Origin of the sequence: Allobosea sp. UC22_33 (assembly GCF_042700715.1) — a bacterium.
Taxonomy (GTDB): Bacteria; Pseudomonadota; Alphaproteobacteria; order Rhizobiales; family Beijerinckiaceae; genus Allobosea.
In genome coordinates this window covers 1,620,352-1,633,571 of sequence record NZ_CP170556.1, presented here as the reverse complement: position 1 = coordinate 1,633,571, position 13,220 = coordinate 1,620,352, and the positions used below count along the sequence as shown (strand labels likewise).

The following is a 13,220-nucleotide window of genomic DNA, read 5'->3' as shown; positions in this document are numbered from 1 at the left end:
TCTCATGAGCGCACAAGGCTTTCCGGAATCAACCGTATCCGAAATGGCGAAAGCGTTGCTGAGACGAGCCGCCGATATTCTGATCGCCGGCATTGCCTTGCTTTTTCTGACCCCGCTGATGCTGCTCATAACGATCGCCATATGGCTGGAATCCGGGCAGCCAACGCTCTTCTGTCAAACGCGACTTGGACAGGGCGGCAGGCGGTTTCGTATGTACAAGTTCAGGAAGTTCCATGCCGACGCAGGCCAGGCAGGCTGCCCGTTGACGCTCGAGCAGGACCCCCGGATGACCCAGGTCGGGCGCCTGCTCATGAAGACGAAGCTCGACGAGTTGCCGCAGTTCTGGAACGTGATCAAAGGCGACATGGCGATCGTCGGACCGCGGCCGGAGAGCCTTGCTTTTGCGGATTGCTTCCATAACGGCTGGGAAGATTTGCTCAGATATAAGCCCGGCCTGGTCGGCCCGTGCCAGATCATATTCCGCAACGAGGCCGCCGCCTTCCCCAAAGGCGTCGACGTCAACGAGTTCTATCGCACCGTCGTGTTTCCGCTGAAGGCGCGCATCGACCTCGACTACTTCCGCAGCAGAAGCCTCGCATCCGATGTCGTGATCATGATCAGGAGCTTCTTCGCGATCTGCGGCTGGACCTCGGCCGCGAGCGCAGACCTCAGGCAAGTCGAACGCCGCGCCTGAGCCGGTGCAAGCCAGCAATATCCAGTCCAGGAGGTCATGCCATGTCCTATGACGGTGCAAAGGTGCTTGTGACCGGCGCCGACGGCTTCATCGGCTCGCATCTCACCGAGGCGCTCGTGAATTGCGGCGCCAGGGTCACGGCTTTAACCCTCTACAACTCCTTCGACAGCCATGGCTGGCTGGACGAAATCCCGGAGGCGACCAAAGGCCGGCTCGATCTCGTCCGCGGCGATGTCCGCGACTCGGCCTTCATCTCACGTGTCGTGCCGGGTCAAGATATCATCCTCCACCTCGCAGCGCTGATCGCCATCCCGCACTCCTACGCCGCCGCCCAGACTTATGTCGAAACGAATATTCTCGGAACCCTGAACATCCTCGAGGCTGCCCGTCAGAGCGGGACGGATCGGATCGTCCATACCTCGACGAGCGAGGTGTATGGAACGGCGTTGAAGATGCCGATCTCGGAAGAGCACCCGTTGCAGGGCCAATCTCCCTATTCGGCCTCCAAAATCGGCGCCGACATGATGTCGGAAGCTTTTGCCCGGTCGTTCGGGTTGCCTGTCGTGACGCTTCGTCCGTTCAATACATTTGGTCCGCGGCAGAGCGAACGGGCGATCATTCCAACGCTCATCCGCCAGGCTCTGGATCCCAACTGCGACGCCATACGGGTCGGGGACACGACGCCCGTGCGCGACCTCACCTTCGTGGAAGACACCGTCGCTGCCTTCATGATGGCGGGATTGTCCCCGGATCTGGAGTTCGGCCGAGCTTACAATGCTGGAAGTCAGAAGGCCGTGACAGTGGCCGACCTGATCGACCTGGTGCTCGAACTCTCCGGCACTTCCAAACCGGTGATTCAAGAGGGCGTCCGGATGCGACCCGCCAACTCGGAAGTGCGTGCGCTTCTGGCGGACTGCAGCCGTTTCGCGGCGGTCACGGGCTGGCAGCCACGGATCGGCCTCCGCGAAGGCATCGGGCGCACCACCGAATGGTGGCGGGCCCGCCTTGCGATGGGCAGAGTACGCTCGCAGAGCAATTTCATGACGTGATCTCATCGCCTTGCCTGGACCGCCGCGTGGCGCCGGCTCGATAACCGAACGAGGCTCTCGATGGGACATCCATCCGCCCGCAAGAGCTGGGCAACAGCGCTGCTCATGGCCGGCATGACTTTGCTCTGGGCGCAGGGCGCTTGCCGAGCCGAATACCTGCTCGCTCCCGGCGACGTGGTCGAAATCGCCGTCGCGGCAATGCCGGAGCTGCGCCAGCGCATACCGGTGCAGCCCGACGGAACCATCATCATCCCGATGTTGGGGGCCGTGACGGCGGCAGGATCGACCCCGTCGGCGCTGCAGGACCGGGTTGAGACAGCCTTCGCAGCGAAAATCCTCCGCCAGCGAATGCCCGACGGGCGCGAGCGGATCGTGCTGATTCAGCCTGGCGATGTCACCACGGCCGTCGTCGAGTACCGGCCGATCTATGTGAGCGGCGACGTGCTCAACCCGGGGCAGTACGTCTACCGACCACAGATGACGGCGCGCCATGCCATTGCTCTCTCCGGCGGCCCGAGCACGGTGCGGGGCCGCCCAGGGTCGTCAGGCGTCGACATCGCGGAGGCCGAGCGCGAATACCGCGCGACGACAAGCGCGCTGGCCAAAGAGCATGTTGTCTCTTGGCGGCTTGTCGCGGAACTCGATGGATCCGAAACGATCAAGCAACAGCCCCTCGGACACCTGTCGGTGTCGGCCGCCACGCTCGCCGATTTTCTGCGCGTCGAGACCCGTTACCTGCAGGTTCGCCTGACGGAAGCCAAGAGCGAGCGGGCCTATTTGGAGAGCACGGTGCGACAGGCCGGCGAGCAGATCGCGACTCTCACGACTCAAGTGCAGGGGGAGCAGAGCGGCCTCCAAGCCGACATGGAAGAGCTTGATCGCGTGAACAAACTCTTCGGCATTGGCAGCTTGCCGAGCCCGCGCGTCACGGACAGTCGCCGAGCCGTCCTGCTTTCGTCGACCCGGCGCCTTCAGACGATTGCCAACCTGACCCAGGTCAAACAACAGCGGGATGAACTCCTTTGGCGCCTGGACAAAGTCGACATCCAGAGGCGCCTCGACGTGCTGCGCGAAAGCAGAGAATCTCAGCTGCGCATGACCGAATTGAAGGCGCGGCTCGACGGCGCGGTAGAGAAGCTGCGTGTGCTTGGGCAGATGGCCGTCCTCGAGTTCGAACGGCAACGTCACGCGGCCGGGCGTCACGATCATCCGCAAAAGCCAAACGAACTGGGATCGTATTCCCGCGTCCGAGGACACAGAGCTAGCGCCGGGCGACACCGTCGAAGTCATGTTCCGACGTGAGGATGCTTCGACGGTGGCGGTGCAGTGAATCCATCACGGAGGCCTGGCGATGACCTGGCCTCTGCCGCACTGATCCAGTGGTGCGGCAGAGCAAGGCCGGAGCCGGTCGCTGTCGCAGGCGACCACCGGCGCATTGTCAGCGAGCATGAGCACGAAATCGCCGGCGCACGCGCCCGGCAGAACACGAAACCGGCCGCTCTGAGACGCGGGCCGAGAAGTGTCGATCGTCAGGTGCTTCGAGACTGGTCGAGGGTCTCGGGAACGGGGGCTTTGGCTTATCTGGGCTTGAGGCCAAGCAACTGCGCGGCGGCTGCGGATTGCCCTTCACAGCCGGTAGCTTGTTCGCCAGCGGCTGGCTGAACGCAGCGATCCCCTCCGGGAGTTATCGCGACCGCCTGGACATTGACCACATCAAGATCAATCACGGGCAACAAGGTCGGCTTCTTCGCCATGGGTCTCGTCCCGTCATGGGGCGACACTCTGCCTCAGAGATGCGCTGTCCGGTCTCCTGCTCTTCGGCGATGCGGTCGGCTTCGAGTTGTGCTTCCCGGCATCCGGACACTATTGGCGGAACCTCCCTGCGAATTGATCCTCATCAAGACTGCGACCTCCGCCCGACGTAGGGTTTCGATCGTAGCGAGAGGGCCCGGCGATGAAAGCTGTCATCCAAGCAGGGGCCCGGCCCAAGCGGCCGATGCCCATCAGCGCCAAGCCCGTGCTGGAGTTCCTGCTGCGCTGGCTACGACGATACGATATCGACGCCATGAACCGGGAAGCGGGCAAGCCCGCGCTCGTCCTTGTGGCCCGCCATCACGACTTGGCGGTTGTCCTCGACAACCTGCCCGCCGCCATGAACATGCCCCGCCGTCGTTCACCGCGCGGAACCAGCGGATCGCCTTGGGAGATTGCGCCGTGACGGCCCGAACGGCGCGGCAACCGCTCGTGCATTTCGCGTTCTGGGTCGGCGGTGCCGGCCTCCTGTCGCTCGTTGCCCTCGCGCTCCTGATCCTGAGGAACCCATCCATCCCCGTAATGCTCATCGGCTTGGCCGTGGCAGCCACGGGCGGCTTGCTGCTGCTGCGAAACCCGCTCGGCGCGACCCTGCTCTCCGCCTTCGTACTCCTGCTGCCGCCTGGGGACCTTCGGGTGGAGGGGATTTACATGGCCGCCAGCAACGGCGCGATCGTGGCAGCTCTCGGGGTCTGGCTCGTCCGGGTGCTGAGCGGGACCGAGACGTTCAAATGGAACCCCACCTGCCTTCTCTTCGCGCTCTACATCGCATGGGGGCTCGTGACGCTGCTCTGGGCGCCGGATCTCGTCGAAGGTCGCCGTAAGCTGATCGCCTGGACGTTCAGCTTTATCCTGCTGATTTTGATCTGCAACCAGGTGAGGTCGCTGCCGGCTGTCGACCGCTTCATGCGGATGTTGGCCCTGATGGGTTGGCTCATGATCCTTTGCGGGACCTACACGCTGCTGTTCACGGATTTCGTGTTTGGAACCCGACTGAAAAGTTTCGGCATGAATGAGAACACCCTGGGCGTCATGCTGATTACGGCGCTCCCCGGTGTCATTTGGCCGGTCATGCGAAGCGTCGGGCCTCGCCGGAGGTCGATGCTCATCCTCGCGATAACCTACATGCTGTGCTCCGTGGCGTTGATCGCGCTCAGCGGATCGCGAGGAGGTGCGATTTCAGTCGGTCTCCTGTTGCTGATGCTGCTGTTCTTCAGACCCGCGCGAAAATGGGCCGTCGGCGGCGCCGCGATCATTCTTTGCCTATTCCTCTTCGCCCCGTTCATCTTCGACACACTCATTCAAAGGGCTGCCGAAGGAGAGGGCGGCGAGCTCGGCGGACGTCCCGTGCTTTGGGAAGCGAGCCTTCTGTTCATGCGCGACCACCTGCTGGGCGCCGGCATCGGAAACGGTCCCTTCAGGCTGCACCCCTATATCGCGTCGCTGACAAGCGCGACCAACCATCGAATGGATCTGCCCAGCCACCAGCCGTTTCTCGAAGTCGGCGTGGACACGGGTCTGGTCGGATTGATCATCTACGTCTGCGTGATCGGATCAGCGATATGGAGTTTCGTGCAAGCCCGTTCCTGCTGGCTGCTCTCTCCTTCCTGCCCGGACGGATACTACTTGACCGTGATCGGAGCGACGGCCGCGTACGGGGCCACATGGATCAAGGGGGGCGGGTTGGAAAACAACGCTAGCCTCATCATGATGCTCGTCCTGCTCCTGATCCCCTCTTTGGTGCAGGAGGCCGACAATCGAAATGCACGGGAGGGCGGCCCCCGGACTGCCGAAGCGTCGTCATGACCGCGGCTAGCGAGGGGACGATGAACTCGCGTGCAGCCGCCCTGCCGCGTGACGAGGCCAGCGGGCGGTTCGTGGTCAACGTCGGCAGCAGCCTCGTTTACGTCGTGCTGAACACCGGCATCATGTTCTGGTACATCCCCTTCCTGCTGAAGCATCTCGGGGTTGCGGCCTACGGGATGGTCCCCTTGTCGTCCTCCCTGGTCATGTTCGCGATGATCGTATGCGAGGGCGTGAACGGTGCGATCTACCGCAACCTGTCGATCGATCTGAACCGCGGAGATCTGTCCGCCGCGCAAAGAACGTTCAACACTGCGGTGATGCTGACGATCGCGGTCAGTTGCGTCCTGCTGGTTCCGATGGCCCCGGCGGTTTGGCTGTTTCCTCAACTCTTCGAGGCGCCGCCGGAGCTCGAAGGCGCGGCGCGGTTCCTGCTCGCGGGCTCCTTCTTCACCGCCCTGACATTCCTCATCGGCAGCCCCTTCGACGCATCGAGCCTGATCACTCACCGGTTCGACGTCCGCAACGCCATTCGGTCCGCGGTCGCCTTGAGCAGGGTCGGGATCGTGGCCCTGTGCTTCTATGTCTGGCCGGCGAGCCTCCTGCACGTCGGGCTCGGCCTGATCGCCTCCGCCCTCCTCGGCCTGGGCGGTTGCGTGATCGCGTGGCGGCGGCTGACGCCGCAGTTGCACCTGCGCCTCACGGATGTGGACCCTCACCATTTCCGGCCGCTCTTGAATATCGGCGCCTGGTCGGCGGTGAACACGGCCGGAATGCTGCTGCTCCTGCAGGTCGACCTCATCATCGTGAACGCATTGTTCGGCTCAACCATGACCGGTCGTTACGGAGCACTGCTTGCTTTCGCAGTGCTCATACACACGCTGGCCGAGGTGGTGATACCGATTTTCAGCCCGATGATCATGGCCCGCTACGCCACCGGCGATTCCACGGGTCTGCGCGGACTGCTGGAATCCGCCATCGGGTTTCTCGCCTTCGGGCTGGCCCTGCCGGTCGGTCTCCTCTGCGGACTCGGCGGCCCACTCCTGTCGTTGTGGCTCGGGCCGGACTTCGCCGAACTCGATACGCTCCTGACAGTCCTCGTGGCTCATCTGGCCGTGAATCTGGCGGGCCGGCCGATCGGTTACGTGCTCACCGCGCACAACAAGGTGAAACAGCAGGGTTTGGTGACGCTGGTGCTCGGCGTCGTGAACATTGTGCTGGCAGTCGCGCTCGCCCTCTGGGCCAATTGGGGCGTGCTCGGCGTCGCGGCGGCGACCGCGATCGTTTGGACCTTGAAGAACACGCTCATCCTTCCGGTCTACGGCGCACGCGTGCTCGGGTTGGACTGGTGGGCGTTCCTGCCCCGGCTCGCGGGAGGAGCCGGGGCAGTACTTGGAATAGCGCTGGCTGGCAGGGCATTCGCCGCAATATGGGCACCGCTCGATTGGATCGGTCTCGCGGCAATAGCCGGTGCGATATCGGCACTATACTCGATCATACTTTTGGGCCTCATCATCCGCCCCGACGATCGCAAGCTGATCTCGCGGCTCATACTTCGGAGGGCACATGATTAATTGGCGCCGCCCCATGCTGAAGTTCTACGACGAGCGCGTCATGAAACGCCCGATCCCGCGATGCCGCACCCTGATCTCTGACTTTTATGCCCAGCCCGGTGAAACGCGGCGCAACCTGCGGGCTCAGCGTCTGACGCGACTGCTCACACACGCAGCGCGACACGTGCCGCACTACCGAAAGCTGTTGGTCGAGCAAGAGATCGTGCGTGGTGACGTCATTGATCTCGCCGGCTTTGGGAAGGTGCCGCCTTTAACCAGGGACTTCCTGCAGAACTCCCAGGAGAGCTTGAAGAGCGACGATCTGAACTCGAGAGATTGGTACAAGAACAGTTCCGGAGGAAGTTCGGGAGAGCCCGTCGCCGTGATCCAGGATCAGGATTACAACGCGATGGGTATCGCCATGACCGAGACCTATCACGGCTGGGCCGGAAGGGACTCCGGCGAGTCCATGCTCAAGCTCTGGGGGTCCGATCGGGATGTGCTGTCCGGCACTCTGGGGTGGCGCAACAAGATCAGCGGCTTCGTTCGCAATCAGAAATGGGCGAACTCTTTCAAGATGAGCAAGCCGGCGATGTTGCGTTACTTGGATTACATTCGCCAACATCGCCCCGTTCTCATCGAGGCATATGCGGACTGCGCCTTCGAGCTTGCTCGCTTCGCGAATGCCCGCGAGACCCGGTTCTCCGGCGTGAGACACGTCATCACCAGCGCGGGCACGCTGCACCCGTTCATGAGGGAGGAGATTTCGCGCGCGTTCGGCTGTCCGACGCTCAACAGATATGGGTGTCGCGAAGTTGGCGACATTGCCGGTGAGCTAACAGCGAACGGTGGCCTGGAGGTGTTTGACTACTGCAACCTCGTCGAGGTCGTGAAGGCTGACGGTCAGCCCTGCCAGGAAGGCGAAGAGGGCGAGGTCCTCGTCACCAATCTCACAAATTTCGCGATGCCCCTCATCAGGTACAGACTCGGGGATCGCGCCGTGGTCGGCAAATCCTCGGACGGCCCCTTGCCGTTCGTCGAACGGTTGCAGACGGTTTCGGGACGTCAGACGGACGCGTTTATCCTGAGGGATGGGACAGCCGTATCGGGTGTCTTCTTCGTTTTTTTTCTCACAGTCGTTCACGAGGCCGGTTGGCTTCTCAAGACGCAGATCGTCCAGCGCGACTACGACGACGTCGTCGTCAAAATGGTCGTGAAGACGGCTCCGACGCAATCCGCTTTGGACGAGATCGTCGCTTCGCTTCGGATTTTGCTGGGCGAGTCGTGCAGCATCAGTTTCGAGACGCTGCAGGATATTCCTCCTCTGAAATCCGGAAAGCACAGCTACGTCGTTTCACTCGTAAAGCGACCATAGAAAGTGATCGCCTGGACAATCCAGGTCTTGCAGATCGGTATTGGGGCCTGTGAAAAGCCTGTCTTCGCGCGGCTCTCTTGATCCATATCGCGATTGGGGCGCGGTCAGCTGGAGCGTTCGCGGCATCCGGTGCTTGGGCGGTTGGTGCATTTGCAGTGCGCACGGGTCGGTCGAGACGAGCTGAACCTGGATTTCGTCACCCGAGGCGGGTGCATGGGTCGTGGCACAGGCACAGGTTTTGCGATCGCCGCCAGCGACCTTATCGAGGCTGGATCGTGCGATGATGTCGGCACGCTCGATGAAGGCGGGCTCCCTGTCGCGGACAGGTAACGCTTCGATGCACCTACGCGATAGCCCCCTGCAAAGGCGACTGCGCTCGCCAATGCTGCGTTGTTGGACCTGCCGCATAATGGCGCCACCAGGCTTCCAGCATAAGCAGCCGCCACAGCAGCAGGCCGAAATCCCGGCTCCGACCCGCGCTGTGCAGATCAAGTATCCGCTCCACTCCGCTCAGGCTCCAGAACCCCTGCTCTCGGCTGCCGCGGTTGAGAAGCCTTTCCCTGACCATGGCGCGGCCGGCCGGTTCGCGAAACCAGTCGCCCAGGGGAACGCCGAAGCCCCGCTTCGGGCTTCGGCCAGTAATCTCCGGGAGAAATCGGGCGGCGAGAGCCCTTAGAGGCAGCTTTCCCTCAACGTGATTCAGCAGGCATGCACGGGGGAGGCGTGCGGCCCACTCGACGATGCGGACATCGAGCAGCGGCGACCGAACCTCGATCGAATGAGCCATCGACGCGCGATCGACCTTCACCAGCACATCGTCGGGAAGGTAGAGGCTATAATCGAGCTTCTGCTGGCGTGCCGTTAGCGGAGCGCCGCGGCTCATCCGCCATCTCTCCCATACCGGGCTGCTGGCGTTCCGCAGAAGCGGCCGCAGATCCGGGTGAATGCAATGCTCCATCGCCGGGTCGTCAGGCAGCTCGTCGAAAACCGCCGAACATCCCCCGTCCGGCAAGCTGAGCTTGGAAAGCTGGTAGCGGGCGAGCGACGCCCGCGGCAAAAGACGGCTCGCCGCATCCAGCACGGAGCCGAAACGGCCAGCTACCCGGATCAAACCTTCCCGGCGGGCGCTTTCGACATAGCGGCGATAGCCGCCGAACGCCTCGTCGCCGCCGTCTCCGGAGAGAAACACCGTCGCATGGCTCGCCGCCGCCTCGCAGAGCGTGAAGCTCGGCAAGGCGGACGGGTCGCCGAAGGGTTCGTCGAAAAGCCAAGCCAGCCGGTCGATATCACTGAGCCCGCCGGCGCGTTGCGGGATCACGCGGTGCTCAAGCCCGGCATGGGCCGCGGTTGTGCGAGCGAGCGCACTTTCGTCCCATTGCTCTTCCGCGAAGCCGACCGTCAGCGCGAGCGGGGCTTGCCCCGTCTTCGCCGCCATGGCTGCGACCAGGCCGCTATCGATTCCACCTGACAGGAAAACACCGACGGGAACGTCGCTACGGAGCCGAATGCGGACCGCGTCGAAGAGCAAACTCTCGAGTTCATCCAGTTCGGCGGGGCTGACGGGTCGCCGAGCGGGATCGTCGTTGAGGGTCAGGTCCCAATAGGGTGCCGGCGACGCCGCATGGGGCCGGTCGAGCGAGCCTGCGAGGACGTGGCCCGGCGGCAGCTTCCGGTAGCCCTCGAAAATGCAGGTTTCGCCCGGCAGGTAGCCGAGCGCCAGGTACTGCGCCACCGCGGAGCGGTCGATCTCTCGGGGCGCATCAGGGCAAGCCAGCAAGCCCTTCAGTTCCGAGGCGAAGCGCAGGTGGCTTTCCTGATCCCTGTAGTAGAGAGGCTTTACGCCCAGCCGGTCGCGGGCAAGCAGGAAGCTCCGCCGCTTCGTGTCGACGAAGGCCAGTGCGAACATGCCGTTCAGAAGCGGCAGCGCGCCCGTCCCGAGGCGCATGAGCAGTCGCAGCAGCACCTCCGTGTCGGATCCGCTCTGAAACGCCTCGCCGGCGCGCTCGAGCTCGCGGCGCAGCTCGACATAGTTGTAGATCTCGCCGTTGAACGCCAGCCAGCAGCTGCCATCAGGGCTTCGCATCGGCTGATGTCCAAGCGGGCTGAGATCCAGGATGCTGAGGCGGCGGAAGCCGAGGCCCCAGCCGTCTCCTCCCTCGATTCCAAGATCGTCAGGACCGCGATGTTGCAGGGGCACAGTCATTGCGGCGGTCAGCTCGGGGCCTGCCGCTTGTGCCGGTCCGAACCAGCCGCAAATGCCGCACATCGTTGCTGTTTCGCCTTGCTTGCCTGCACGCCGCCGGGATGGAAGCGTATCGACGCCAGCCATGGACCTGAGCCGGTCAAGCATGTCTGGCGTCCACCGAGTAGGCGCCATCGGCAGCAAACTGAATATGACGCGCGTCAACTCGGTTCAGAGGTCATTCGTCTATCAACTGACCCACGCAGATAGCCGCCTCGCAGTTACGGAGCCGAGTGCTCCGAAGCAGAGGACAGCAGAAGCGCATGAACAAGCATGCTTGGGCCTGAGGGCAACTTCCTGCATGGCGCCGGGGGAAGCGGACCCCGGGTCCAGCATGCGGCCGGGAGACCTGCTCGATGCAACCTTCGCTAAAGGGTCAGAGCCTGCGCTGGTGCTTCTTCTCGCCCGGTCGCCGTGCGCTCGACGTGCTCGGTGGCGATTCACGGACCTCTGGCGGGGCCGAGGCCCAGGTGGCCTATCTCGCAGCTGCGATGGCGGGGCTCGGTCATAAGGTGAGCCTGATCTACGGTGACGGAAGCCAACATTGTCCACCAACGGAACTTGCCTCCGTCACCTGCATCGACGCTGCACCGCGATGGCGGAAACCTGCGAGCATCGCAGCGTTCTGGCGCGCCCTGAAGGGCGCTTCGCCAGATGTGATCTATGCGCGACTGCCGAGCGACTTTCTGGTGTTGCAAGGACTGCTTGGCCGTTTCGACGGCCGAGCGCGCTTCATTTACGCGCTCGCTCACGACGACCACTGCCGGCCCTGGCACGCCTATTCCTACAAGCGTTGGCTGCACGCCCCGCTTTACGCCTTGGGCCTTCAGAGTGCTGTGGCGATCCTGGCGCAGCACGAGGGGCAGCGGGCTCGACTTGCCCGTCGCTTGCAGGGCCGGACGATCTGCGTGCCGAATTTGGTCCGGTCCTTCGCCCCTGCCCCGAGAGATTTCGAGAGCACGTCGATCGATGCCATTTGGGTCGCTCAGATCCGTCCGGAGAAACGTCTCGAGAGCTTCCTCGACCTCGCGACATCGGCGCCAGATCTCTCATGCAGCGTCGTCGGCGGGTTCGATCCGACGTTGCCCGCCGCCTGCCGTGTCGAACTCGAGCAACGGATGCTGTCGTTGAGCAACGTCACCTATTGGGGACCGCAGCCGGCTGACGTCGTGATGTCGCTGCTCGCTCGCAGCAAGGTCCTCGTGAATACGTCGAGCGGAGAAGGCTTTCCGAATTCGATGCTGGAGGCGTGGAGTCTGGGAGTGCCGGTCGTTTCGCTTGCAGTGGATCCTGGCGGCATCATCACGCAGCAAGGTATCGGCCTTCTCAGCGGAAGCGACGTCGAACTGTGCAACGACGTACGGCTGCTGACGCAACGTGCGGCGCTGAATGATCAGATCGGCGTCCGCGCATTGGCCTACGTCAAGGGCCGGCACAGCCTCGAAGCTGTCTGCGCCGCGCTCTCGCCGGCGATTTTCGCCCCCCCGTTACAGCCGGCGTCAATCGCCCTGAACAGTCCAGAGAAGCCCTCTCATGATGCGGGGAAGCCTTCTCAGCGCAGCAGACCGTCCCGTCACCGCTGCTGCCGCACGCCCCCGTGCCCCGAGGGCGGTCGCAGTCCTCATCGGGCAGCTTTCGCAAGGCGGCAGCGAGAGACAGCTCTACATGTTCCTTGCCCACTGTGATCGCACGCGCTGGGCGCCAACCGTCTATGTCTCCGGAGAACTGGGTTTCTGGGAAGGTCCCATCCGGGCCCTGGGCATTCCCATCGTACTATTGGTCGGGGGCCGAATGGCCAAAATGGCGCAATTGCGCGCCGCCTGCGCGGCGCAGGGCGCGACCTGCTTTTTCTCCTGGTCGTCGTACACCAACCCCTTCGGCCTGGCCCTCGTCGGGACCGGCATTCAGCGCGTCGGATCTTTCCGCAATGCGTTATTCGCCGATCTGCCCGTTCGTCTCCGATCGGTCTGGGCTTGGGCCAGCCTCGCTGGCGTCTCCACCGCCATATGCAATTCGCGCGATGCCTTCGAGCAGCTTTCAGGCCGCGGAACTTTGCGACCCAAGGCAGCCTACGTGCCGAACGGGGTCGAGACCCCAAGCCCGCGCGAGGTCGCTGCGTTGCGCGCACAGTGGCGGGGCCGGCTTGGTCTCCAAGAGGACACCATCCTCATCGTGGGGGTCGGTCGGCTCGTGAGCCAGAAGCGCTTCGACCGCTTTCTCGACATCATCGACAAAGTCAAAACGGATGGTCCGGTACAGGCTGTCATCGCCGGCGAGAATCTTGGTTGTCGTGGCGATCTCGAACGCCAGATCGACGATCTGGGCCTTCATGACATCGTACGCCTCGTCGGTGCGGTGCCGGATGCCCGCGAACTGATCTGCGCCGCCGACATCTTTCTTCTCACGTCAGACTTCGAGGGCACGCCGAATGTCGTTCTGGAGGCGATGGCAGCCGGAAAACCCTGCGTGGCGACCCGCGTCAATGGTGTCTGCGAGTTGATCGATGACGGCGCAACCGGGTTCACGGCGGCACAGGATACGGCGGAACTGGCGCGGCACGTTTCCCGTCTCGTCGCTGATCCGGAGCTGCGCCGACGCGTGGGTCAAGCGGCCTGCGCAGCTGTCGAAAGCGCGCGAAGTCCCGTCGAAATCGCACGCGAGCTTTGGTCATTCTGCGAGCAACCCAATTGAG

At 63.3% G+C, this 13,220-nt stretch carries 11 protein-coding genes; 9 read left to right on the top strand and 2 right to left on the bottom strand.

All coding sequences use genetic code 11. From position 1 onward, the window contains the following. The first annotated feature begins 4 nt into the window (after positions 1–4). Genes ACFJGT_RS07815 through ACFJGT_RS07805 form a run of 3 tightly spaced genes read left to right on the top strand, consistent with a single transcriptional unit; the run spans position 5 to position 3,045 of the window. Positions 5–694, top strand: a complete 690-nt coding sequence (locus ACFJGT_RS07815) for a sugar transferase (protein ID WP_377847569.1) — start codon at positions 5–7, stop codon at positions 692–694. Positions 695–735: 41 nt separating this feature from the next. After that, complete coding sequence (locus ACFJGT_RS07810; RefSeq protein ID WP_377847566.1) at positions 736–1,743, top strand: SDR family NAD(P)-dependent oxidoreductase; 1,008 nt, start codon at positions 736–738, stop codon at positions 1,741–1,743. Between the two features lie 60 nt (positions 1,744–1,803). After that, the gene (locus ACFJGT_RS07805; RefSeq protein WP_377847564.1) at positions 1,804–3,045 is read left to right on the top strand and encodes a polysaccharide biosynthesis/export family protein; all 1,242 of its coding nucleotides are present in this window, start codon (positions 1,804–1,806) and stop codon (positions 3,043–3,045) included. A 275-nt stretch (positions 3,046–3,320) separates the two neighbouring features. Here the strand turns inward: ACFJGT_RS07805 and ACFJGT_RS07800 are convergent, their stop codons facing one another. Then, entirely contained in the window at positions 3,321–3,497 is a 177-nt protein-coding gene (locus tag ACFJGT_RS07800; protein ID WP_377847562.1) for a hypothetical protein, read from the bottom strand. 200 nt (positions 3,498–3,697) lie between these two features. Between ACFJGT_RS07800 and ACFJGT_RS07795 the strand changes: the two genes are divergently transcribed. From ACFJGT_RS07795 to ACFJGT_RS07780, 4 genes are read left to right on the top strand one after another with little or no spacing between them, the layout of a single operon-like run. Next, a complete protein-coding gene (locus ACFJGT_RS07795; RefSeq protein WP_377847560.1) occupies positions 3,698–3,961 on the top strand; it encodes a hypothetical protein in 264 nt (87 codons plus the stop codon). After that, positions 3,958–5,361: an O-antigen ligase family protein gene (locus ACFJGT_RS07790; RefSeq protein ID WP_377847558.1), complete on the top strand. Its 1,404-nt coding sequence runs from the start codon at positions 3,958–3,960 to the stop codon at positions 5,359–5,361. Before ACFJGT_RS07795 ends, ACFJGT_RS07790 begins: the two co-directional genes overlap by 4 nt. Before the next feature lie 20 nt (positions 5,362–5,381). Beyond that, positions 5,382–6,932, top strand: a complete 1,551-nt coding sequence (locus ACFJGT_RS07785) for a hypothetical protein (RefSeq protein WP_377847556.1) — start codon at positions 5,382–5,384, stop codon at positions 6,930–6,932. 13 nt (positions 6,933–6,945) lie between these two features. Further along, positions 6,946–8,286 (top strand): phenylacetate--CoA ligase family protein, encoded by a 1,341-nt coding sequence (locus ACFJGT_RS07780; RefSeq protein ID WP_377847554.1) that lies wholly within the window; start codon positions 6,946–6,948, stop codon positions 8,284–8,286. Between the two features lie 343 nt (positions 8,287–8,629). On the opposite strand, the gene asnB is transcribed toward ACFJGT_RS07780, so the two are convergent. Further along, positions 8,630–10,636: an asparagine synthase (glutamine-hydrolyzing) gene (gene asnB / locus ACFJGT_RS07775; protein WP_377847550.1), complete on the bottom strand. Its 2,007-nt coding sequence runs from the start codon at positions 10,634–10,636 to the stop codon at positions 8,630–8,632. Between the two features lie 248 nt (positions 10,637–10,884). On the opposite strand from asnB, the gene ACFJGT_RS07770 reads away from it, so the two are divergent. Next, the gene (locus ACFJGT_RS07770) at positions 10,885–12,213 is read left to right on the top strand and encodes a glycosyltransferase family 4 protein (protein ID WP_377847548.1); all 1,329 of its coding nucleotides are present in this window, start codon (positions 10,885–10,887) and stop codon (positions 12,211–12,213) included. Continuing rightward, complete coding sequence (locus ACFJGT_RS07765) at positions 12,194–13,219, top strand: glycosyltransferase (RefSeq protein ID WP_377847546.1); 1,026 nt, start codon at positions 12,194–12,196, stop codon at positions 13,217–13,219. The genes ACFJGT_RS07770 and ACFJGT_RS07765 overlap by 20 nt, the downstream gene beginning before the upstream one ends. Position 13,220 lies beyond the last annotated feature (1 nt).

Bases quoted from the DNA above. Each gene is read 5' to 3' on its own strand.
- ACFJGT_RS07815 (WP_377847569.1), top strand. From the start codon at position 5: ATGAGCGCACAAGGCTTTCCGGAATCAACCGTATCCGAAATGGCGAAA.
- ACFJGT_RS07795 (WP_377847560.1), top strand. From the start codon at position 3,698: ATGAAAGCTGTCATCCAAGCAGGGGCCCGGCCCAAGCGGCCGATGCCC.
- ACFJGT_RS07780 (WP_377847554.1), top strand. From the start codon at position 6,946: ATGCTGAAGTTCTACGACGAGCGCGTCATGAAACGCCCGATCCCGCGA.
- ACFJGT_RS07765 (WP_377847546.1), top strand. From the start codon at position 12,194: ATGTTCCTTGCCCACTGTGATCGCACGCGCTGGGCGCCAACCGTCTAT.
- ACFJGT_RS07800 (WP_377847562.1), bottom strand. From the start codon at position 3,497: ATGGCGAAGAAGCCGACCTTGTTGCCCGTGATTGATCTTGATGTGGTC.
- ACFJGT_RS07785 (WP_377847556.1), top strand. From the start codon at position 5,382: ATGAACTCGCGTGCAGCCGCCCTGCCGCGTGACGAGGCCAGCGGGCGG.
- ACFJGT_RS07805 (WP_377847564.1), top strand. From the start codon at position 1,804: ATGGGACATCCATCCGCCCGCAAGAGCTGGGCAACAGCGCTGCTCATG.
- ACFJGT_RS07770 (WP_377847548.1), top strand. From the start codon at position 10,885: ATGCAACCTTCGCTAAAGGGTCAGAGCCTGCGCTGGTGCTTCTTCTCG.
- asnB (WP_377847550.1), bottom strand. From the start codon at position 10,636: ATGCTTGACCGGCTCAGGTCCATGGCTGGCGTCGATACGCTTCCATCC.
- ACFJGT_RS07810 (WP_377847566.1), top strand. From the start codon at position 736: ATGTCCTATGACGGTGCAAAGGTGCTTGTGACCGGCGCCGACGGCTTC.